We start from the raw sequence: 21,965 nt of genomic DNA, 5'->3' as shown, positions 1-21,965 counted from the left end.
TATACAAAATAATAAAAAGGTTTTATGCATGAGCGAAAATAGAGAACGATTTAGTTCCCGTCTCGGATTCATAATGGCAGCGGCAGGTTCGGCTGTTGGTATTGGTAATTTAGTTGGTTTTCCGGTTTCTGCTACCAAAAATGGTGGTGGCGCATTCTTATTAATTTACGCTTTATTTGTCGTGTTCATTTGTTTACCAGTCATGATGGCTGAAATGGCAATGGGTCGTAACGCTCAAAAAGATCCACTTGGTTCGTACAAACTATTATCTAATAACGATAAAAAATGGAAGCTAGCAGGTTTTTTAGCGGTGCTTACACCATTTATGATAGCTGTGTTTTATATGGTAATTACAGTTTGGATTTTTGGTTACTTAACGCAAACAGGCCTCGGTAATTTAGATTTACTTGCAGATCCTGGCCACTTTGGTGTTTTTATTAATAGTTACACTGTGTTTGGCTATATGGCCGTTGTGGTTATTATTGTTAACTTAATTTTGTTAGGTGGTGTTAAACAAGGCATAGAAAAAGCCGCTAAATTTTTAATGCCAGCCTTACTTTTCATGCTACTTGCTTTAGTTACTTATGTATTAACGCTTGATAACGCAATGGCCGGTGTTAAATACTACATTATTCCTGATTTTTCTAAGATGAGTGCAAGTGTACTTAATGGCGCATTAAGCCAAGCGTTTTTCTCGCTATCGCTGGGTATGGGTATATTAATGACTTACGCGTCGTATATTTCTAAAAAGGATGACATTGTAAGTAGCGCGAAAATGGTCGCTATTACAGACTCACTCGTTGCGTTTGTAGCGGGCCTAATGGTGTTGCCCGCTATATTTAGCTTTGATCCAAACACAGACCCATCAGCACTTTCTGACTCGTCTGTATCAATGATTTTTGTATACCTACCTAAAATATTATTAGCACTGCAAAATGATATTGGTTATGTAGGTGCGTCTATTGTTGCGTTCTCATTCTTTTTATTAGTATTTTTTGCAGCGATTACTTCACTTGTTTCAATAGTAGAAGTACCGACAGCAACACTAAGTGACCGTAAAGGTATTAGCCGTAAAAAAGCATTGGGCATCCTTACACTTTCAACCGGTGTACTTACTATTTTATGTACAATGTCGTTTGGTATGATTGACAGCCTTACTTCGTTCACCAGTTATGGCGGCGTTAATAAGAGCTTTTTTGATATTATTGTTGATGTATTTTACGACACAATTTTACCGCTTAATGGCTTAATGGTGTGTTTGTTTGTAATGTACCGCTGGAAAAAAGCACGCTTAACACAAGAGCTAAGCTTAGGTTCGCCTAATTATGCGGGAAGCTTGATGGAAAAGTACGTTAACTTTTCACTTTCAACGTTTATTCCTGTCATTCTAGCTGTGATATTTATAAATACAGTGGCGACTAAGTTTTTTGATTTAAAAATATTTGGTTTTTAAATAGACCTCTTTAAAAGCTTATTGAATAATAAAATGCCGCTCAGCTAAGCTTAGCGGCATTTTTTATAGGCGTTTTTAATTATTAAAGAGATTTAAAATGAATAAAATTATTATTGGGTTTGCTTTTGCTATTTCATCATTTGGCGCATTTGCACAAAGCGCTGATGGTTGGCCAGAAGGCGGTGCAATGCACACGGGCAATACTTATAATTTAGAGGGCAATAGATACAAAACTAAAATCAGTAAAATGATGGATGAAATCTACCCACAACTAAATGACGATTACCAAGTAGATGCAGTTAAAGCACAAATAAAAGCATGGGAGCAGTATATAGATGCTACATGTAACGTTGTTGGCATAGCAACGGGTGCTGGTGGTTCTTGGCCCTCAACGTATAGTGTTAAATGCGAAAGAAGCCTAAGTTATGATAGATACTTTGCGACTAAAAATGCGCTAAAGTGTGTTAATAGATTAAGCAAAGAAGAGTTTGTAGGACATAGCGAAAAGTTAAATTGTTTAATTCAAACATTAAATATAAAAATATTTTAAGGTTTGCAGCAGCGCTACAGCTAAATTATACAGTTAGCTGTAGCATTTTAGGCTTTATAGCAACTCAATACTTACTGTTGCGCCTTTTTCGATATTGCCGCTTTGTGCTGGCACTACAATTAAGCAGTTAGCTTTACTAAGCGACGAAAGTACACCCGAGCCCTGTTTATTAAACGGGGCAACCACCAAGTCACCTTGCTCGTTAGTTGTTGCAGTACCTCGCTGAAAGTCAGCTCTGCCAGGGCGCTTTTTAATAACGGATGTAGTAACAGCGTTAAAACGCATTTTAGGGTTTACTTCACCAAGACCCGACAGCTTTTGCAGTGCCGGCTCTACTAACTGATTAAACGTAACAGCAGCCGACACAGGGTTACCTGGCAAGCCAAAAAAGTAACTGTTACTTAGTTTACCAAAGGCAAAAGGTTTGCCTGGTTTCATGGCTATTTTCCAAAAGTGAATTTCGCCAATTTCGTTGAGCACTTCTTTAGTAAAGTCGGCTTCACCAACCGATACACCGCCTGAGCTTATTACGGCATCGGCAAGTTCGTTCGCTTTTAAAAATGCATTAGTGATGAGTTCTTTGTCATCAGGAATAATTCCTAAATCAATCACGTCTATATTTTTTTGTTGCAGCGCACTAATAATAACAGCGCGGTTGCTTTCAAAAATAGCGCCTTGCTTAAGCGGCTGACCAGGTTCTATTAGCTCATCGCCTGTAGAAAGTACGGCTATTTTTAAGTTTCTTACTACGTCTATATTGGCAATTCCCAAAGATGCAAGTAGCCCCACATCAACGGCTTTTAATTTATCGCCTGCTTTTAAAATAACATCGTCGATTGCAATATCTTCGCCAGCAAAACGCACGTTTTCATTTAGCTCAGGTTGCGCAGTAAATGTAATTTTGTCGCCATCAACCGAGGCGTTTTCTTGCATTACAACGCCATTAGCGCCAGGTGCAATGGCGGCGCCGGTCATTATTCTTACGCATTGCCCTGGGGTAAGCGTTTCTTCAAAAACTTGCCCTGCAAACACGCTACCTACTTGTGTATAGGTTAAGCTTTTATCTGAAATACATAGCGCATAGCCATCCATTGCAGAGTTGTTATGAGCTGGTACGTTTATAGTTGATTTAACATCGCTTGCTAAAACGCGATCAACGCTTTGCATTATAGTGATGGTTTCAACGTCTTTAACTGGCGTTATTGAGCCAAGTATATTTTGTATTGCAGTTTCAATTGGCAATAAACCGGGTGCATTGCAAACATCGTTCATATATATTGCTTACTTAAATCATTTTATTTTGAAACAATACTTATAATGTCAAAGCTTTACAATACATGGTTGGGTTATTTTTTGCTTATCGCATGCATGCTTTCGTGCAGCGTAAACGCAAAAGAAACGCTGCAAGTAGCCGTAGCGAGTAATTTTAAAACTGTATTGCAAACCCTACTAAAAAAATCCCCATTACCTAATGTTGACGTGAAAATATCAGCAGCTTCTAGCGGTGTTTTATATTCGCAAATAGTGCATGGCGCGCCATTTGATGTGTTTTTATCGGCTGACGATTTTCGACCGCAATCACTTATTAAAGAAGGTTATGCCGAGCAAAGTAGCTTAATCACTTACGCGTTAGGCGAACTTGCTTTGTGGCAACCCAAAGCTGAAAAAGTAAATGATAAAGTAGCCATTGCTAATCCGCGTTTTTCACCATACGGGCGTGCCTCAGAGCACTACGCTAATAACCATTTTGAAAAGCCAGTAAATTATGTGTACGGTAATAACATTACGCATGCTTTTCAGTTTGTTGAAAGTGGTAATGTAGGAGTAGGGCTGGTGGCTGTTTCATCGCTAAAGGCGGCTTACAGTAACACGCAAGATCAAAAATATTTAGATTACACTGTGCTGCCTACCAATCAATATCCCGATATAATTCAACAAGGCGTTATTATTAGCTCGACTAAAAAGCGTGCTAGCGCTAAGCAACTCATGCAATTTTTAATGACGCAGGCTACGCAGCAGCAGTTAATTGAATTAGGTTACAGAATAAAGGACAACAATGCTTCAAAGTGATTTAACCGCGCTGTGGTTAACTATAAAACTTGCCTTTATAACCGCAGTGCTCCTTCTTGTTTTTTGCATTCCACTGGCTTACAAGCTCGCTGGCTATAACGGTAAATTTAAACCATTTTTAGAGGCATTAATTGCAATGCCTTTAGTGCTGCCGCCTACGTTATTAGGGTTTTACTTACTTGTTTTGTTTTCGCCTGATCACGCTTTTGGGCAGTTTTGGTTTTGGCTAACGGGTACTCAGCTTGCGTTTAGTTTTCAGGGCGTGGTTATTGGCTCGCTTTTTTATTCGCTGCCTTTTGTAATGCAGCCTCTTGTGGCTGGGTTTAAGCATATTAATCAAACCTATAACGAAGCTGCCATTGCGCTTGGGTTAAGCCCGTTTAAACGCTTTGTGCATTTAATTATTCCGCTTTTAAAACCCAGTATTGGTAGCGCATTTGCTTTAGGCTTTGCGCATACATTGGGTGAGTTTGGTTTGGTATTAATGATTGGCGGTAATATTCAGGGGCAAACACAGGTGGTGTCTATTGCGCTTTATGACCATGTTGAATCGTTAAATTATACGGCGGCGCATCAGCTTTCACTTATTTTACTGGCTATTTCGTTTGCCTGTTTAGTGCTGTTATTTAAGTTTAATAAAAGCATTGTAGGGGTTAAGCAATAACATGATTAAGTTAAGCCTTTTTAAAGCACTCAATAATTTTGATTTAGATATAAACCTTGAACTTGAGTCGTTTAATGTACTCGGTGTTTACGGGCCTTCTGGCTCGGGTAAGTCAACATTGCTGCGTTGTATTAGCGGTTTAGAGCCGGCAAAAAATGTTTATGTAAACAATCAGCCAGTGCATGAGCTGCCAAGCGATAAACGCGGTATAACGCTTCAGTTGCAATCGTGCCCGTTGTTTCCTCATTTAGATGTGGCAGGTAATTTAGCGTTTACACAAAAACACTGCGGGAATAAACAAACCAGCTTAACGCTAGAATACGTTGTTAAAGCGCTTAAATTACAAGACTTACTAAACCGTGACGTACAAAGCTTATCGGGCGGCGAACGCCAACGTGTAGTATTTGCGCGCACTTTGCTTGCCGGTCAAAAATTTATAATGCTTGATGAGCCTTTTAGTGCGCTTGATTGGTCATTGCGTTTTAAAACGCTCACTAAACTTAGCGAGTTTGCAGTTAAGTTTAATATTAAATTTATAATAGTAAGTCACTCATTAAAAGAGCTGCTATTTTGCTGCGATACCCTTATTCAGCTTGATAAAGGTAAGGTGATAAACCAAGGTGCAAGTGCACACGTTGCAAAAGCTATTTATGCAAACGATAGACAAACACCGCTGAGCTTAATTAATTACAATGTGGTTAAATTTGATGAAGACTACGGGCTATATCAACTGCAATTACAGCAAAGTGAGCAGCCGCTTTTTGTGCTTCCTGCACTTGTAGATAGCAGTAATAAGCTAATTATAGAAAGTGAGCAAATGTCGTTTAGTGCGTTAAAGCCTGAGCAAACAACGCACAGTAATGTTTTAAAGTCGGTATTAACTCAGGCTGAGCTTATTAATAATAAGTGGCAGCTAACGCTTAATGTAGATGGGCAAACATTGTATTGCTTGGCATCAAGACGAGTGTGGGACAAAAACGACTTTAAAGTGGGCGATGTGCTTTATACAACAATCAGTAATCTAGAATAACTAAATGCTGCACACCGCACATTGACTGTTTTTAGCTATTTTAAAACGATTAAACTCCATGCTTAAACCATCCACCAGCAATAAGTGCTCGCTTAAACCACTTGGCAAACCAGCAAGCATTTTTAGCGCTTCAGTAGCCTGAATGCTGCCTATTAACCCCACAATAGGAGAAAGCACACCAGATTCAGAGCAACTTTGTGTTTGTTCACTAAAAAATTGCGATAAACAACCATAACAGTGGCTGTTTTCATCCATAGTAAAACACGCGACTTGTCCTTCCATACGTATTGCAGAGCCTGACACTAGCGGAACTTTAGCGTTAAAACAGGCGCTATTAAGTGCATTACGCGTTGCTAGGTTATCTGAGCAATCAATCACTATATCAATGTTATTAAATAATTGGTCTGTGGAGGTACTTGCATCAAAAAATGCCTCAATGGTGTTTATGTCTATTTCACTATTAAGCGCGTTAAGCTGTTTTTTAGCAGCACTGCATTTTGAGCTACCAATATCACTTTCTTTATACAGTATTTGCCTTTGCAGGTTGGTCACGTCTATTTCATCGTTATCGACTAAAGTAAGCGTCCCAACGCCAGATGCCGCTAAGTATTGACCTACCGCACACCCAAGCCCACCCACACCAATAATTAAAGCATGCGATTGCCATAGCTGCTCTTGTCCGTCTATATCAAGCTGCGGCAGCATAATGTGCCGAGAATAGCGCAGTTGCTGCTGGTAAGTTAGCGGTGTTTTTTGCATTTTCAAACTTCTCAACCTTTTTTTGAACAATACCAAGTTGTTAAATCCAAGAGCAAGTAGTAACGCTTTTTATTTGCACTCTAACAACCCAGAGCCCTTCACTCATATAGTGCAACTATAACGTATAAAAACAACTGTTGCATGTAACCACATGAAATTTATGGCTTTTAATTAGTGGCTCAGTAATTGCTATATCGGGTTAACTTAAATTTAACAAACATTGGGCTGCTACTCATATAAAAGGGTGGGGCATTAATAAAACAATAATACGTTTACGAGGAAAATAAACATGCAACCGAGTTCTGGGTTTAACCTAATATCGTTTAGCGGAAAAATGAAAGTATTGCATCTGAGTTGGATGGTCTTTTTTGTGTCATTTTTTGTATGGTTTAACCATGCTCCTTTATTAGGTGCCATAGCGGGTTCACTTGGGATCACCATGGCACAAGTTAAAACATTACTAATTTTAAATGTAGCGTTAACTATTCCAGCGCGTGTTGTGGTGGGTATGCTAACCGATAAATTTGGTCCCCGTATTGTTTATGCGGCACTACTTATTAGCTGTAGTATCCCATGTTTTATGTTTGCTATGGCAACCACATTTGAGCAAGCCGCAATAGCGCGTTTTGCTTTAGGCTTTATTGGTGCTGGCTTTGTTGTGGGCATTCGAATGGTGAGTGAATGGTTTCCTGCTAATGAGTTGGGTATAGCGGAAGGTATTTATGGCGGTTGGGGTAACTTTGGTTCAGCAGCAGCGGCTATGTTATTGCCAATTATTGCACTAATGTTTGGCGGCGAAGATGGCTGGCGTTATGCAGTAGGTTTAACCGGTGTATTAAGCGTTATATTTGGTGTTATTTGGTACTTAAATGTAACCGATACGCCAAAAGGCGGTACATACTTTAAACCTAAAAAAGTAGGCGCAATGGAAGTTACCAGTAAAGGCGACTTTGTATTACTGCTTATTATGAAAATTCCTATGTACGGCGCATTAGCATTACTTACTTGGAAGCTTTCGCCAACCGGTGCTAACCTAATTTCGGCTAATTTTGTACTTGCTGTGTATGCTTTTTTAGTCCTACTTTATATTTACGAAGTGTATAAAACCTTTGACGTAAATGGTCATATTTTTAAAGAGCCTGTACCCGAGTCGCATCGTTATGAGTTTAAGCAAGTAGCTGTTTTAAATATTTTATATTTTACAACTTTTGGTTCTGAGCTTGCGGTTGTCTCTATGTTACCGCTGTTTTTTATGGATGTGTTTGCGCTTGATATGGTGTACGCGGGTATTTTAGCCTCTGCTTACGCATTTATGAACTTAGCATCTCGCCCTGGTGGCGGTTGGATTTCAGATAAATTAGGTCGTCGTATAACACTTATTGTACTTACGATGGGTCTTGCTGTTGGTTATTTTGTAATGGGCTTGGTTGATGCATCGTGGCCTTTATGGCTTGCTGTAGTAGCTGCTATGGCATGTTCGTTTTTTGTGCAAGCCGGTGAAGGTGCTGTATTTGCTGCAGTACCACTAATTAAGCGTCGTTTAACTGGGCAAATAGCTGGAATGACAGGTGCTTACGGTAATGTTGGTGCAGTTGTGTACTTAACGGCATTGTCACTTGTTGATTATCAAACCTTCTTTTTCATTATTGCGGGTAGTGCATTACTTGGCTTAGGCGCACTGTTTTTTATGAAAGAACCAGACGGACACATTACCGAAGTAAATGAAGACGGCACCGTTGAACTTATTTCAGTGACTTAAGGCATTATTGACCATGTTTGATGAAACACTCCACGCTAAAGCGCTAAAAAATGAACTCAATGTTTCATTTGGTGGGCACAGCGCTAAAGGGTTAAAAGCAGAAAACCAAGATGCGTTTGCAGCTCTTAATACCAAAGCGCAAGAAAAAGAGTCTAAAGGCGTTATTGCCTGCTTAGCCGATGGGTGTTCATCAGCAAAAAATGCTAAACAAGCGTCTCAACTTTCGGTTACTCATTTTATAAATGAGTATTTAAATACCCCCGAAAGTTGGGCGGTTAAAAAGTCAGTGTCGAAGGTGTTAGCAAGTTTAAATCAGTGGCTTTATTCGCAATCAGTTAATTACAATCACTTAGGTCAGCGCCAAGCCGATTGGATGACGACTTTTACAGCACTTATTTTAAAGTCGGCAACGGGTTATATATTTCACTTAGGTGATACGCGTATTACTCGCTTGCGAGGAAATAAAATAGAGGCAATAACACGGGATCACAAAGTAAACGATACCCTAACGCGTGCACTTGGCGCACAACTTCATCAAGAAATAGATGTATACGAAGTTGACCTAAAAGCAGACGATATTTATATATTAACCTGCGATGGCGTACACGATGTGCTCCCAAGTAGTGATATAGCTAAATTAATTAACGAGCACACTAATTTAGAAAATGCAGCTAAAGCAATTACCGAACTTGCATTAGCGCGAGGCAGTGACGACAACGTAAGTTGCTTACTGGTAAAAGTAGAAAATATTGCCGAGCAAAAGTTAGATGAACTTTATCATTCGCTAACACGACGAAAAATTCCACCTGCGCTTAATGTTGGACAAAAAATTGATGACTACACGGTTATCCGTAAATTGCATGCCAGTAGTCGCTCGCATATTTATTTAGTGCAACAAGCGCCCGATATACCGCCAGTGGTTTTAAAAGCACCTTCGGTTAATTTTGAAGACGATGTGCACTACCTTCAAGGCTTTATAAGAGAAGGCTGGGTAGGGCAACGCATAAACCATTTAAATGTGATGAAAGTACTGAGTACGCAATCGCAAAGTCGTTTTTTGTATCATATTTGTGAGTACATGGACGGACAAACACTCAGTGATTGGAAGCACGACGTGCCGCACCCAGAAATAACCCAAGTGCGCAGTATTATTGAACAAATAGTACATGCACTAAGGGCGTTTCAACGACTCGATATGGTACATCGCGATTTAAAACTCGATAATGTAATGATAGATGCGCACGGAAAAGTAACGCTAATAGATTACGGCACAGTAAGTGTTGCGGCTATGGACGAGTCGGTTAAGCAAATTGCGGATGATTGCCCGCAAGGCACTGCCGACTACACCGCACCCGAAACACTTATTACTATGCACGCCGATTTTAAAAGTGATTTGTTTTCACTTGGCGTTATTGCATACGAGTTATTGTGCTCAAAATTGCCTTATAAACCATTGCCACTTAACCACGTAGCGCCAAAAGATTACAGCCATTGGCACTACACAAGTATTCGTAAATACAGAGCCGATATTCCGTTTTGGTTAGATCAAGCCCTTATGAAGGCGCTTGCCCCTAAACCAGAGCTCAGATACCAAGCTTTTTCTGAGTTTATAAACGATATCAACAAACCTAATCCTTATTTAGAAAGTACCGCTAATAAAAGTTCAATAATGAAACGCGATCCAGTTATGGTGTGGAAATGTATTTCGCTGTGTTTATTTATTGCTTTGGTATGTGTATTAATAATTAAAACTTAGAGAACCAAAATGCTTAACTATAAGAACAACTTACCTATTATTTTTATACTGGGTTGCTTCACTGCGCCTTCAATAAGCCAAGCTTCGCAAACTGATCTTGATTTTAGACTGCGTTTTGAAAGCGTTGATCAAGAAAATGCTCTAAAAGATGCAAGCGGCTTAACACTTAGAACCCGCTTAACGCATCAAACAGATGAGGTTAATGGTTTTTCAGCCCTTATTGAAGTAGAAGATACTCGCAGCCTATTGGGCGTAGATGATTACAACAATACGGTGGGGGAAAATACTAATTACTCTGTTATTGCAGACCCAGAAAGCACTGAGATAGACCAAGGTTTTGTTAAATATGCCCGCGATGGTCTATCGCTAAAAGTAGGGCGCCAAGTAATAGCCCTTGATGGGCAGCGTTTTGTTGGGCACGTAGGTTGGCGCCAAGACAGGCAAACCTTTGATGCAGCAACCATTAATTACGCATTTAATAACATAGATTTACAGTACAGTTATTTAAATAAGCGTAACCGCATATTTGCTGACGATAAAGACATTAAATCGTCCGATCATCTAATTAATGCAAGCTTTAAAACAGACTTCGGCAAAGTGGTTTTATACAGTTACTTATTAAGTGACGATGCACTACAAGACGACAGTTTAGACACTTATGGCGTTTCTTTTAACGGTAATAAAACCCTAAACGACATAAAGTTTTATTACAAAGCGGAGTATGCAACGCAGTCTGCCTCAACAAGCGTGAGTGATTTTGATGCCGATTACTATGCACTTGAAGGCGCTGTTGATTTAAATGGTTTGGGCAATAAGACAGTAACATTAAAAGTCGGCATAGAGTCACTTGGCTCTGACAATGGCGATTACGGGTTTGCAACACCACTTGCCACGTTACATAAATTTAATGGTTGGGCAGATACGTTTTTAAATACACCCGCACAAGGCTTGGACGACACTTACATAAGTTTAAATGGTAAAGCGTTTGACGGAAAATGGCTGGTGGCTTATCACAGTTTTGATGCTAATGAGCAATCAAATGGGGTTGACGATTTGGGTACTGAACTAAACGTACAATACGTTAAACCTATTAATAAACAATACGCAGTGGGTGTTAAATATGCTGATTACTCAGCGGGCGATACTGCAGCTAATAAAGTCGATACTCAAAAATTGTGGGTATGGATGAGCGCTAAATTTTAATCCTCTTTATCTTCTAATATCCTCTTGTAATTTATAGCGACACAAGATGGTGCAGTTGCACCATCTTGTGGGGCTTTATACTTTTCACCCCTGCACCAATATAGGCAACTTGCTGATTTTAAATGCTTATATATTTGGCTTACATATTGCTATAACAATCCTATAACAAATCATTCGATTTCAATTTTAGTCAATTACTAAAGTAGATATCATTTTAAGGTGAGTAAATGCTAAGCAAGCAGCGTGTTGTAGTGGTAGGAAACGGAATGGTGGGGCACCATTTTGTGCAGCAGCTGGTTTCTCAAAATCAAGCTGATGAGCAATTTGAAATTACCGTATTGAGCGGTGAAGACCGTTTAGCGTATGACCGCGTGCAACTATCCTCTTTTTTTAAAGGCAAAACCGCAGACGACCTCGCACTTACATGCAATAAAACCTATGACGATTGGCAAGTACGCTTTCATACTCATTCTAAAGTGGTTGACATAAATCGTGATGCGCAAACTGTAACGACCGCTAAAGGGGAGTTGTTTGAATACGACAAGCTTGTGCTTGCTACAGGTTCATTTCCATTTGTACCGCCTATACCGGGTAAAGATCGTGAGCATTGCCTTGTTTATCGAACCATTAACGATTTACACGCAATAAAAAACTCAGCCCACGGTAGTAAAGTAGGCGTGGTAATTGGTGGCGGTTTACTGGGTCTTGAGGCTGCAAACGCATTAAAGCAATTGGGTTTACAGACTCACGTAATAGAATTTGCACCGCAACTTATGGGTGTACAAGTTGATGCGGGGGGCGGTCGGTTACTAAAAAACAAAATTACAGATTTGGGCGTTACTGTGCATACATCGGTAGCAACCGAGGAAATAGTAGAAGGTGAAAGTTGCCGTTACAAAATGTGTTTTAAAGGTGGTAAAACCCTTGAAACCGACATGATTGTATTTTCGGCGGGTATTCGTCCTTATGATAATTTAGCCCGCGAGTTTAATTTAGAGTTAGGTGAGCGCGGCGGTATTGTAATTAATAACCACTGTCAAACGAGCGATAAAAACATATACGCAATTGGTGAATGTGCACTGTGGAATAATTTTATTTTTGGCTTAGTGGCACCCGGTTACGCTATGGCTAAAATAGCAGTTGGGCATATTTTACAACAGACCCAGCAAGGTACTTTGCAAAGTAATGGCTTAGACAATAAAGCCGATGAATTTAGCGGTGCCGATATGAGCACTAAGCTTAAATTAATGGGTGTTGAAGTGGGCTCTATTGGCGATGCGCTTGCACGCAGCGAAGGCGCAATAAGCTATTATTTTGAGGATCAACCCAATGGCATTTATAAAAAAGTAGTTACTAATTCACAAAGTAATAAGCTGATTGGCGCAGTACTTGTTGGCGATACCAGCGATTACGATAATTTACTGCAATATCATTTAAACGACATTGAACTTACCACTGCGCCCGAAGCGCTCATTCTGCCCCTTGCTGGCGACATAGCAGAGCTAAGCGCCGACGACTTGCCTGATGACGCCATTATTTGCGCTTGTCATAAAGTAACTAAACACACCATTGAACAAACAGTCGCTAAAGGCTTTATAGACCTAGCAAGTGTGCAGCAAAGCACCAAAGCCAGTACCGGCTGTGGAGGTTGTGAAAAGCTCGTTCAAAACGTAATAAACAGCGCACTCGCTAAAGCAAGTAACACTATTAACGTAGTTACTCTTAATGAGCCTGTTAAACAGCCCGCATAAATTAAAGCACACTAAAAGAGAGCAGTATGGCAACCGTAAACACGTCACCAACTATAAATAAAACGAGTTTAAAACAAACAACATGTGCTTACTGTGGTGTAGGGTGTGGTGTTGATATTTCACTTTTTAATAATGTGCCAACCAAGCTTGAAGGCATGCGAGAGCATCCCGCAAACTTTGGTCGTTTATGTGTAAAAGGCACGCATTTGCTCGACACAACAGGCAGTGATAATCGCTTAACGTCGCCGCTTATTAATAATCAAGCTGTTACGTGGGATGAAGCCACCGACCACGTTGCCAATAAATTTAACGACATAATACAAAAGCACGGACCCGATGCTGTGGCATTTTATGTATCGGGGCAGTTACTCACTGAAGATTACTACATCGCGAATAAATTAATGAAAGGCTACATAGGCTCAGGCAATATTGATACAAATTCGCGCCTGTGTATGTCGTCTGCTGTGGCAGGTTACAAACGCGCTTTTGGTGAAGACGTAGTGCCGTGTACCTACGAGGATTTAGAGCAAACTGAGCTGCTTATTTTAATTGGTTCTAATGCCGCATGGACTCATCCGGTTTTGTATCAGCGAATGGAGCGTGCAAAGCAACTTAACCCAAATATGAAAGTGGTGGTTATTGACCCACGAAAAACCGACACCGCTGAGCTTGCCGACACATTTTTAAATATAAAACCAGGCAGTGACGCTGCGCTTTATAACGGTTTGCTTAATTATTTAAATGAGCATAACCACCTCGATACGCAATTTATTGCTCAGCACACAAACGGCTTTGAAAGCGCACTGCAAGAGGCAACAAAATGGAGCTGTGAGGCAGTTAGCGACTTTTGCGATATGGCAATTGAGCAAGTAACTGAGTTTTACGCGCTATTTGCTAACAGCCCAAGTGCGATTAGCTTTTATTCAATGGGCATAAATCAGTCAAGCTCGGGTGTAGATAAATGCAACGCCATTATTAATGCGCATTTAGCCTCAGGTAAATTACTTAAACCAGGTAGCGGTCCGTTTTCTATTACTGGGCAACCCAATGCGATGGGTGGGCGCGAAGTAGGTGGTTTGGCTAATCAGTTAGCGGCACATTTAGATATTGAAAACGCAGCGCATCAATCACTTGTACAACGTTTTTGGCTCTCGCCAACTATTGCTAAAAAAGCAGGCAGCAATGCTATCGATATGTTTGATGAAATAGCCGCAGGCAAAATAAAGGCAGTGTGGATAATGGCAACAAACCCAATGGTAAGTTTGCCTAATAACGCCGCTATTAAAAAGGCATTAGAGACCTGCGAGCTGGTGGTTGTATCTGACTGTATTGCAAAAAGTGATACGTTAAAATTTGCCGATGTTGTTTTTCCATCAACCGGATGGGGCGAAAAAAACGGCACAGTAACTAACTCAGAGCGAAGAATATCAAGGCAGCGCCCTTTAGTAGCGCCTTATTCGGGAGCTAAAAACGATTGGCAAATTATGTGCGAAGTCGCTAAAAAAATGGGCTTTGAAGGATTTGACTTTACAGATCCAAGTGGCATTTTTGAAGAATGGGCACAATTAACCGACTTTGAAAATAACGGCAGCCGATTATTAAATCTCTCTAGTTTAGTTGGGCTCACACAAAATCAGTATGATAATTTAAAACCCATTATGTGGCCTGTTGTTAAAAACGAGCCTTATAAAAATGGTCAGGTTTTTACAAATAACCAATTTAGCACCGCTGATAAAAAAGCGCGTTTTATACCTATAACGCCGCAATTACCGGTGCAAAAAACATCAAATGATTATCCGTTTGTAATGAACTCAGGGCGTATACGCGACCAATGGCATACCATGAGCCGCACGGGTAAAAGCACTGCGCTTTCATCGCATATTACACGCCCGTATATTGAAATTAATCCGCTTGATGCCAGTAAATTAGCAATTAAACAAAACGATTTAATAAGTGCAATTGCCCAAACTGGGCAGGTTACCGCGCATGCAAAAGTAACCGATTCGGTGCGAAAAGGTGAATGCTTTATGCCTATTCATTGGAATAAGCAATTTGCGTCATCAGCAACAGTAAGTGGGTTGTATCAATCGGTAGTTGACCCTCTATCTGGTCAGGCTGAGTGCAAACACGGTGCTGTTAATATAGTTAAAGCACCCTTTGTGCAATATATGCAGCTGTTTGCTAAAAACGAACTTGTTATAAACAGTGATTTTTGGCTCAAAGTTAATGCAAGTAATTGCTTTAATTACCAATTGGCGCTTAATGAGCCACAAAGTGATTTACTGTATTACTGCCAAACCTTAACTGGTTTACAAGGGCAGTGGTCGGCTATGAATACGGCAAAAGCCATGCATGTGCAGTGTATTCAAAACGATCAATTAGCGTTTGTTGGTGTTATTTCTAATGAACAAAAAGAAATATCACTTGAGTGGATAAACCATTTGTTTGCAGAGCCATTACTGACTTTTACACAGTTACAGTCTTTGCTTTATGCAACCCCCGATGAAGAATTTACCCAAGGTGTGCAAGTGTGTAGCTGCTTTAAAGTAAGAGAGCAGCCAATTATAAACGCCATTAAAAACGGTGCAAACACAGTCGAGCAATTGGGGTCTGAACTTAAATGTGGAACGAATTGCGGTTCGTGTAAAACACAATTAAGCCAATTAATAAAACAACATTACAAAGCAGGTTCTAGCAGCATTGATGTTGCGGTTGTAATGTAAAGAAAAAAGGAAGCATATGCTTAATGATCAATTTGGTCGGCAGTTTAACTATTTGCGTCTCTCAATAACCGATGTATGTAATTTTAGTTGTAGTTATTGTTTACCAAACGGGTATCAGTGCGATACGCCGCGTAATTTTTTAAATAAAAACGAAATTAGCACGCTTGTAAATGCGTTTGCAGAACTAGGTACCAAAAAAGTGCGTATTACAGGTGGCGAACCATGCTTACGAAACGACGTAACCGATATTATAAAGCTCTGTAAAAATACGCCAGGCATAGAAAAAGTAGCTATTACTACCAACGGGTTTAATTTATTAAATAAAATTGATGAATTTGCAGAAGCAGGGCTTGATGCGCTTAATGTCAGCATTGATAGTTTAAATCCGAGTATGTTTAAACTCATAACAGGGCACGATAAACTTACCCTTATTTTAAAAGGGATTGAGCGCGCGGTAGAGCTGGGCATAAAAGACATAAAAATAAATGCAGTGCTTGCCAAGCAGTTTAATAAAAACCAATTGAAGGATTTTTTAGCGTGGGTAAAACACCACAAAGTTACGGTTCGCTTTATAGAATTAATGGAAACAGGTGACGGCGCAACCTTTTTTGAAGAAAACCACTTAAGTGGGCAAACGGTTAAAGCCCAATTACTCGACCAAGGTTGGTTACAAGTCGTTAGGGGGAAACTAAACGGACCCGCTGAGGAATTTTGTCATCCTGATTACGATGGTCGTATTGGTTTAATAATGCCGTACAGTAAAGATTTTTGTAAAAGCTGTAATCGCTTAAGGGTGTCGGCGCTGGGTAAATTACACTTATGCTTGTTTGCCGAGCAAGGTATAGATTTACGCGAACTACTAAACGAGGACGATACTGCAGCGACCGTAAAGGCAATTCGAGCCGCTATGGGCAATAAAGAAATAAGCCATGAGCTAGATAAACGCTTAACAGGTGCGACAACTCACTTAGCTATGTTGGGCGGCTAATATGGAAGTAAAAGCTAATCGAGATTTTACAGGTGTTGTGCTTGCTGGTGGTAAGTCATCAAGAATGGGCACAGACAAAGCCGATTTAGTTTTAAAAAATAAAACGCTATTGCACAATGCGTGTGATTTATTAAAAGACGCAGGCGCTAAAAACATACTGATAAGCCGCAACGTTACAAATCCAATCAAATCATTGAACCATTATTCACCGAGCGATTATCCCTCAGAAAAGTACGTTAAAGATATATACCCAAACAGTGGGCCCCTTGGCGGAATTTACTCAACATTAATAGCCACTGAGCACGATTTACTTATTACTGCGGTAGATATGCCTCTACTTACGAGTAGTTTGTTAAGCACAATAGTGCTGGCTTCTCAGACAAATAACGTACAAAGTGTGAGCAATCAATTAAATCAGTCACAAATACATGCTTGGCACTTTGAAAATGAACCGCTACCGCTGTATATTCGTAATACAAGCAGTGTAAAAAATCATTTAAAACACATACTCACAAACGCAAACAGTCATAAATCAATAAAACAGTTTACCCAAAGCATTGGTGTGCAAACGCTTTTATGTAATAAAGCGCATGCATTAATAAACACCAATACACCGGCGCAATTTAAAGCTGTAAATGAGCATTTTGACCTAAGCATTAACCAATTGAGAAAAACATTATGAGCCACACAAGCGATACACAAATACCTTTAAACATTGCCGTACTTACCGTAAGCGACACGCGCGATGCGATTACCGATACTTCTGGTCATTACTTAATTAAAGCGCTAACTGAGGCGGGTCATCACTTAGCGGATAAAGAAATTGTAAAAGATGATGTTTACCAAATGCGCGCTATTGCATCGCAGTGGATAGCCGACGACACCATTCACGCTATTTTAGTGACTGGTGGTACAGGATTTACCGAACGTGATTCAACACCTGAGGCATTTGCGCCGCTGTTTGATAAAAGCGTAGACGGCTTTGGTGAGCTATTTAGACATATATCGTACGGTGAAATTGGTAACTCAACTATTCAATCTCGTGCACTTGCGGGACTTGCTAACAACACCGTTATTTTTTGTATGCCAGGCTCTACAGGCGCATGTAAAACAGCGTGGACAGGTATCATAAAAGATCAACTTAACTCAATGCATAAACCGTGTAACTTTGTACCGCATATTACCATTGGTAAAAAGTGTGAATCGCGTGAGCAATAGTATGTTAAGCCACGTTGACGAAAACGGCCAAGCTAATATGGTTGATGTATCGCTCAAAGACATAACCCTGCGCGATGCCTCAGCTGAAGCATTTATTAGCATGAGCAAGCTTGCCTTTGAACAAGTAATGCTTAATCAAAACAAAAAGGGCGATGTGTTAGGCGTGGCACGTATTGCGGGTATTCAAGGCGCTAAAAAGTGCGCCGATTTAATTCCGCTTTGTCATCCGCTTGCACTTACTAAAGTAGCTGTTGATTTTGAACTTGATGAAGCAAACAGCCAAATTAAAATAACCAGCTACTGCAAACTTGCCGGTAAAACTGGCGTAGAAATGGAAGCGCTAACGGCGGTATCTGTTGCTGCGCTTACTTTGTTTGATATGTGTAAAGCAGCCGACCCACTAATGGAAATTAGCGGCATGCGCGTTACTCAAAAAGCTGGGGGCAAAAATGGCAGTTGGCAGCGAGATTAATCCAAACGATGCTATATCTAGCGCCCAAAAAGTAGAGATATTATTTTTTGGGCAACTAAAAGAGCGCTTGAAGTGCAGTAAATTAAGCCTTGAGATTACGCAGCCGCTTACTATTTCAGAACTTAAATTAAGATTAGTTAGCCAATACCCGCACTGGCAACCGTGGCTTGAGGAGCGTGAGCTACTTGCAGCGCTTAACCAAACTATGTCATCAAGTGATGAAATAGTAAAAGCGGGGGATGAGCTTGCCTTTTTCCCGCCGGTTACAGGTGGCTAATGAGCATACATATTCAAGTACAAACCGATGATTTTAATGTAGGTGACGAGCACAATACGCTTTGTAGTAATAATAAAAGCGATGGCGCTGTTGTCACCTTTACAGGATTGGTAAGAGAGTTCAGCAGTGGCGATAACGTTATTGCACTTGAGCTTGAGCACTACCCTGGTATGACCGAGCAACTTCTTCAATCTATTGCAGAGCAAGCACAAACTCGCTGGCAACTGGCGAGAATATGCATTATTCATCGCGTTGGTTACTTAGCACTTGGCGAGCAAATTGTATTTGTAGGCGTAACTTGCCGCCATCGCCAAGCCGCGTTCGAAGGCGCACAATTTATAATGGATTTCTTAAAAAACCATGCCACGTTTTGGAAAAAAGAGCACTTTAAAGACTCATCAAACTGGGTTGAGTTTAAACAAAGTGACAAAAAGGCGATGGGCAAGTGGGAAGAGTGATACAGATATTTAATTATTTACGTTCAGTAAAGGCTTTATAGCTCGATAATAAATAACTTATGTAACTCTCAGTTTGCGTTTTTCGTGTTATAAATCAGCAATATTAGATTGTTAGCTCGACCCAAGTCTGGAAGACATATGCGCACATCAAAAATGTTATATTTTACAATATTATTACTTGTTCTACTTTCAGCTTTTCTTGCTGTATGGGTATATGATTTAAAAGAAGGTAAAGATTTACTAAGCTTTACCATATCAACAGTAAGCTTTTGTATAGCCGTATTAGCTTTATTTATTACTGTTAGAACATATACATCAATTGATAGTGTAAATAATATTAGCAAAATGGAAGGTAACATTTTAGATAATGAAAATTACGTAACCTCACTTCCAGAGTTGATTAACCAGTTTAAGTCCCAAGATGAAAATACACTAGAGAAAGAAATTTTTGACTCTATTGAGCATAAACTAAAAAAAGAGTCAGAAACCGCCGTTCTTTTTGCCGATACCCTGCAATATATAATTGACCTAATTGTTTTATTTCCAGCTGTTTTTAATGCATCAGAAACTAACAAAGTGCTTTATAAAAAGCGTATGGATACAATTTTGTCAGAAGTTGATAGGCGCTGTGAAATATTGCACTCGGTGAGTAAAGGTAATTCAATTCAAATAACGGAAACAATAAAGCTATTTAAAGCTGTTGTGTCTTACCAAAGTTTTGTAGCTGATGATAATTTTAATATTCATGCAGACTTACTTCATGTGAGAGGTCCAATTCTTCGTAATCCAGTTACAAAAACCATTTACCATAATTACCTAGGTTTGTATTACAACAAAAAAGGCATGCATTTATTACGAGAGTCGCTAAATATGAACTCTGTAGATATTTTGTCGATTGATGGTTTAGAGCTGGCTCAAAAAAACATTAATACCATAGAGCCATCAATACTTGAAGAAGTAAGTATGTATCTTAAATCTGCCGCTGAGCAGTTTGATAAAGCACTTAGAGTATCTAGCGAAGATGTTATGTGGCCTGGTTTTATTAATTACAATAAAGCTCGAACGGTGTATTTTTTAGCTTTACTATCAAGTACAGAGCTTAATTGGTTAGATATTCTCGACGAAGCAATAGATTCTCGCAGCAGGTTAAATCGACTAATTGACGAAATTTTAATGATAGACAGATCAAAATCAGCCAATATTGTTAGCACACATTTAAGAGAGTTTTTTCTGTATCAAGAAGAGTTAGCACGTACAGTAAAATTGAATATTTTACTGTCGAATAATCTAACCAGACAAAATAATGCACCTATTATATATAAAGGGATTAATATCTCTGATATATCAAACGAAAAACTAACTGACTTATTTGTTTCAATACAAAAGTTTTCTACAGTTAGTATTTACCAAGAAAAAATCATAAGTCGACTTAAGAATAACCTCGCTGTGACAAACTAACAAAGCTTCAGCGAGAAAGTAGGGGATATTCTATTTTTACGGCTTTTTTCTCATCATAAAAAAGCCACCTACCTATGCATGAAAAGTCATAGCAAGAATAAATGGCTCTTTATTAAAATGTTTTTTGGACTGAGCTTATTTTATTACACTTTTCCAATGCTCACATCAGGCATTAAATTGAGCCTGTTATGGATAGCATGATGGATGAAAGATAACTTAGTTCGCACCGCTTGAGTAAGTACAAATGGGTAGGCATCGGCAAGTCCCATGCTGCGATTTAGTGAATTTAGAATGATCGAAAATTCCATCCAAGTATCTAAAATAGCATCAATCGATGTTTGTGAATTAAAGTAATAAGCACTTTGTGGCAATCGAAGCTCGTCTGCTTCATCTAATTCAAACTCATTACCCGTTGTTGAGCCTGTAATTGAAAAGTTTTTGGCTGTTTCTAAAGTATCGATAATATGCATGTAATGCGCCCATGTTTCTGCCCAGTCTTCATAAGGGTGCATAGTAGCGTATTCACTAATAAAGGTTTCATGCCAGTTAGCTGGCGCACCTTGCTTGTAATGAGTATCGAGCGCTTGCTGGTAATCTAATTCGTCATCACCAAAATATTGCTTACATAAAGTATGTTTTTTTGGTGAATTTGCGATTAGTTGATCAAAATAATAATGACCAAGTTCATGGCGAAAATGACCAAGTAAAGTACGGTAACGCTCACCCATTGCTATTTTAGCTTGAGAGCGTGCTACGTCGTCTGCTTCAGCTAGGTTTATAGTGATATGCCCGCAATCGTGCCCTGTAAATACAACGTCCTGACCTATAATAGGGCTTACAAAGTGATCGCTTACGTTACGGTCTGCTATAAAATCGAAGCTTAATCCGCTTTCAGGTTCTTGAATCGTTGTATTTAAAGGGAGTGATAATGATTTTAATGTATACAAAGCGCGACGTTTTGCTGTCTCCATTTTTTTCCATAATGGAATATGTTCAACAATACTTAAATCGGGCACCGTTTCATTAAAGCGGCACGAAAAACACAGCACTTCGTCTTTATCGGCAACAGGTATAAATGTGTCTAAATTAACCATACCATTGCATACGTGATACTGAGCGTTGTTATCACATTTTTTATAAAAAACTTCAGGCGCTTCTGCTTTGTAAAATAACCCCGATTGCTCATCAATTTCATAGGGTTCAACTTGATCGAAATCGTCATCAATACCCACGGTTCTGCCGCAAGCCAAACAATGGCTGCTTTCAAAAAATAAAATAAGTTGATCTGTGCAATTACATTTAAATGTTTTCATATGTTACCGAATAAAAAAGAGACCGTATAAACCACTTTTACTTAGCGCTATGCTATTGGAGGA

20 protein-coding genes are annotated in these 21,965 nt (G+C 39.5%); 17 read left to right on the top strand and 3 right to left on the bottom strand.

Annotated features, from left to right (window positions below; genetic code table 11):
* The first annotated feature begins 28 nt into the window (after positions 1-28).
* Together GQR45_RS14960 and GQR45_RS14955 are read left to right on the top strand one after the other, a co-directional pair.
* The gene (locus GQR45_RS14960) at positions 29-1,453 is read left to right on the top strand and encodes a sodium-dependent transporter (protein ID WP_010552537.1); all 1,425 of its coding nucleotides are present in this window, start codon (positions 29-31) and stop codon (positions 1,451-1,453) included.
* 97 nt (positions 1,454-1,550) lie between these two features.
* The gene (locus GQR45_RS14955) at positions 1,551-2,003 is read left to right on the top strand and encodes a DUF1311 domain-containing protein (protein ID WP_165726361.1); all 453 of its coding nucleotides are present in this window, start codon (positions 1,551-1,553) and stop codon (positions 2,001-2,003) included.
* Between the two features lie 54 nt (positions 2,004-2,057).
* On the opposite strand, the gene glp is transcribed toward GQR45_RS14955, so the two are convergent.
* A complete protein-coding gene (gene glp / locus GQR45_RS14950; protein WP_165726360.1) occupies positions 2,058-3,275 on the bottom strand; it encodes a gephyrin-like molybdotransferase Glp in 1,218 nt (405 codons plus the stop codon).
* Between the two features lie 45 nt (positions 3,276-3,320).
* On the opposite strand from glp, the gene modA reads away from it, so the two are divergent.
* From modA to GQR45_RS14935, 3 genes are read left to right on the top strand one after another with little or no spacing between them, the layout of a single operon-like run.
* Positions 3,321-4,073 carry a molybdate ABC transporter substrate-binding protein gene (modA, locus tag GQR45_RS14945; protein ID WP_206008662.1) on the top strand — a complete coding sequence of 251 codons (753 nt, stop codon included), beginning with the start codon at positions 3,321-3,323 and terminating at the stop codon, positions 4,071-4,073.
* Positions 4,060-4,737 (top strand): molybdate ABC transporter permease subunit, encoded by a 678-nt coding sequence (gene modB, locus GQR45_RS14940; protein ID WP_002959821.1) that lies wholly within the window; start codon positions 4,060-4,062, stop codon positions 4,735-4,737. The genes modA and modB overlap by 14 nt, the downstream gene beginning before the upstream one ends.
* A 1-nt stretch (position 4,738) precedes the next feature.
* Entirely contained in the window at positions 4,739-5,767 is a 1,029-nt protein-coding gene (locus tag GQR45_RS14935; protein ID WP_165726359.1) for an ATP-binding cassette domain-containing protein, read from the top strand.
* On the opposite strand, the gene moeB is transcribed toward GQR45_RS14935, so the two are convergent.
* Entirely contained in the window at positions 5,768-6,526 is a 759-nt protein-coding gene (gene moeB / locus GQR45_RS14930; RefSeq protein WP_165726358.1) for a molybdopterin-synthase adenylyltransferase MoeB, read from the bottom strand.
* A 289-nt stretch (positions 6,527-6,815) separates the two neighbouring features.
* On the opposite strand from moeB, the gene GQR45_RS14925 reads away from it, so the two are divergent.
* The 12 genes from GQR45_RS14925 to GQR45_RS14870 all read left to right on the top strand — a co-directional run bounded on the left by GQR45_RS14925 (position 6,816) and on the right by GQR45_RS14870 (position 20,589).
* Entirely contained in the window at positions 6,816-8,285 is a 1,470-nt protein-coding gene (locus tag GQR45_RS14925; RefSeq protein WP_007585259.1) for a NarK family nitrate/nitrite MFS transporter, read from the top strand.
* 13 nt (positions 8,286-8,298) lie between these two features.
* A complete protein-coding gene (locus GQR45_RS14920; RefSeq protein WP_165726357.1) occupies positions 8,299-10,041 on the top strand; it encodes a bifunctional protein-serine/threonine kinase/phosphatase in 1,743 nt (580 codons plus the stop codon).
* A 9-nt stretch (positions 10,042-10,050) separates the two neighbouring features.
* The gene (locus GQR45_RS14915) at positions 10,051-11,244 is read left to right on the top strand and encodes an alginate export family protein (RefSeq protein ID WP_165726356.1); all 1,194 of its coding nucleotides are present in this window, start codon (positions 10,051-10,053) and stop codon (positions 11,242-11,244) included.
* Positions 11,245-11,471: 227 nt separating this feature from the next.
* Positions 11,472-12,995, top strand: a complete 1,524-nt coding sequence (locus GQR45_RS14910; RefSeq protein WP_165726355.1) for an FAD-dependent oxidoreductase — start codon at positions 11,472-11,474, stop codon at positions 12,993-12,995.
* Positions 12,996-13,021: 26 nt separating this feature from the next.
* Entirely contained in the window at positions 13,022-15,718 is a 2,697-nt protein-coding gene (locus GQR45_RS14905) for a nitrate reductase (RefSeq protein WP_165726354.1), read from the top strand.
* Between the two features lie 16 nt (positions 15,719-15,734).
* On the top strand, positions 15,735-16,706 hold the full coding sequence (gene moaA / locus GQR45_RS14900; RefSeq protein WP_024590923.1) for a GTP 3',8-cyclase MoaA: 972 nt from the start codon (positions 15,735-15,737) through the stop codon (positions 16,704-16,706).
* Position 16,707: 1 nt separating this feature from the next.
* Positions 16,708-17,388, top strand: a complete 681-nt coding sequence (locus GQR45_RS14895) for a molybdenum cofactor guanylyltransferase (protein WP_165726353.1) — start codon at positions 16,708-16,710, stop codon at positions 17,386-17,388.
* Positions 17,385-17,924 carry a molybdenum cofactor biosynthesis protein B gene (gene moaB, locus GQR45_RS14890; protein WP_007585240.1) on the top strand — a complete coding sequence of 180 codons (540 nt, stop codon included), beginning with the start codon at positions 17,385-17,387 and terminating at the stop codon, positions 17,922-17,924. The genes GQR45_RS14895 and moaB overlap by 4 nt, the downstream gene beginning before the upstream one ends.
* A 1-nt stretch (position 17,925) precedes the next feature.
* A complete protein-coding gene (gene moaC, locus GQR45_RS14885) occupies positions 17,926-18,396 on the top strand; it encodes a cyclic pyranopterin monophosphate synthase MoaC (RefSeq protein WP_024590925.1) in 471 nt (156 codons plus the stop codon).
* Positions 18,374-18,673 (top strand): MoaD/ThiS family protein, encoded by a 300-nt coding sequence (locus GQR45_RS14880; protein ID WP_165726352.1) that lies wholly within the window; start codon positions 18,374-18,376, stop codon positions 18,671-18,673. Before moaC ends, GQR45_RS14880 begins: the two co-directional genes overlap by 23 nt.
* Entirely contained in the window at positions 18,673-19,131 is a 459-nt protein-coding gene (moaE, locus tag GQR45_RS14875) for a molybdopterin synthase catalytic subunit MoaE (RefSeq protein WP_165726351.1), read from the top strand. The genes GQR45_RS14880 and moaE overlap by 1 nt, the downstream gene beginning before the upstream one ends.
* Positions 19,132-19,269: 138 nt before the next feature.
* Positions 19,270-20,589, top strand: coding sequence for a hypothetical protein (locus GQR45_RS14870; RefSeq protein WP_165726350.1), 1,320 nt, complete (start codon positions 19,270-19,272; stop codon positions 20,587-20,589).
* A gap of 143 nt (positions 20,590-20,732) precedes the next feature.
* Here the strand turns inward: GQR45_RS14870 and GQR45_RS14865 are convergent, their stop codons facing one another.
* Complete coding sequence (locus GQR45_RS14865; RefSeq protein WP_165726349.1) at positions 20,733-21,902, bottom strand: putative zinc-binding metallopeptidase; 1,170 nt, start codon at positions 21,900-21,902, stop codon at positions 20,733-20,735.
* Between the last annotated feature and the right edge of the window lie 63 nt (positions 21,903-21,965).

The sequence above is a fragment of the Pseudoalteromonas sp. SA25 genome, from assembly GCF_011378705.1.
GTDB lineage: Bacteria > Pseudomonadota > Gammaproteobacteria > Enterobacterales > Alteromonadaceae > Pseudoalteromonas > Pseudoalteromonas arctica.
The sequence above is the reverse complement of the archived record's forward strand: the minus strand, read 5'-3'. Positions and strand labels throughout refer to the sequence as shown.

Coding starts and splice junctions, on each gene's coding strand:
- glp (WP_165726360.1), bottom strand. CDS start 3,275: ATGAACGATGTTTGCAATGCACCCGGTTTATTGCCAATTGAAACTGCA.
- modA (WP_206008662.1), top strand. CDS start 3,321: ATGTCAAAGCTTTACAATACATGGTTGGGTTATTTTTTGCTTATCGCA.
- GQR45_RS14910 (WP_165726355.1), top strand. CDS start 11,472: ATGCTAAGCAAGCAGCGTGTTGTAGTGGTAGGAAACGGAATGGTGGGG.
- moeB (WP_165726358.1), bottom strand. CDS start 6,526: ATGCAAAAAACACCGCTAACTTACCAGCAGCAACTGCGCTATTCTCGG.
- moaC (WP_024590925.1), top strand. CDS start 17,926: ATGTTAAGCCACGTTGACGAAAACGGCCAAGCTAATATGGTTGATGTA.
- GQR45_RS14905 (WP_165726354.1), top strand. CDS start 13,022: ATGGCAACCGTAAACACGTCACCAACTATAAATAAAACGAGTTTAAAA.
- modB (WP_002959821.1), top strand. CDS start 4,060: ATGCTTCAAAGTGATTTAACCGCGCTGTGGTTAACTATAAAACTTGCC.
- moaE (WP_165726351.1), top strand. CDS start 18,673: ATGAGCATACATATTCAAGTACAAACCGATGATTTTAATGTAGGTGAC.
- GQR45_RS14935 (WP_165726359.1), top strand. CDS start 4,739: ATGATTAAGTTAAGCCTTTTTAAAGCACTCAATAATTTTGATTTAGAT.
- GQR45_RS14915 (WP_165726356.1), top strand. CDS start 10,051: ATGCTTAACTATAAGAACAACTTACCTATTATTTTTATACTGGGTTGC.
- moaB (WP_007585240.1), top strand. CDS start 17,385: ATGAGCCACACAAGCGATACACAAATACCTTTAAACATTGCCGTACTT.
- GQR45_RS14895 (WP_165726353.1), top strand. CDS start 16,708: ATGGAAGTAAAAGCTAATCGAGATTTTACAGGTGTTGTGCTTGCTGGT.
- GQR45_RS14920 (WP_165726357.1), top strand. CDS start 8,299: ATGTTTGATGAAACACTCCACGCTAAAGCGCTAAAAAATGAACTCAAT.
- GQR45_RS14880 (WP_165726352.1), top strand. CDS start 18,374: ATGGCAGTTGGCAGCGAGATTAATCCAAACGATGCTATATCTAGCGCC.
- GQR45_RS14960 (WP_010552537.1), top strand. CDS start 29: ATGAGCGAAAATAGAGAACGATTTAGTTCCCGTCTCGGATTCATAATG.
- GQR45_RS14955 (WP_165726361.1), top strand. CDS start 1,551: ATGAATAAAATTATTATTGGGTTTGCTTTTGCTATTTCATCATTTGGC.
- moaA (WP_024590923.1), top strand. CDS start 15,735: ATGCTTAATGATCAATTTGGTCGGCAGTTTAACTATTTGCGTCTCTCA.
- GQR45_RS14925 (WP_007585259.1), top strand. CDS start 6,816: ATGCAACCGAGTTCTGGGTTTAACCTAATATCGTTTAGCGGAAAAATG.
- GQR45_RS14865 (WP_165726349.1), bottom strand. CDS start 21,902: ATGAAAACATTTAAATGTAATTGCACAGATCAACTTATTTTATTTTTT.
- GQR45_RS14870 (WP_165726350.1), top strand. CDS start 19,270: ATGCGCACATCAAAAATGTTATATTTTACAATATTATTACTTGTTCTA.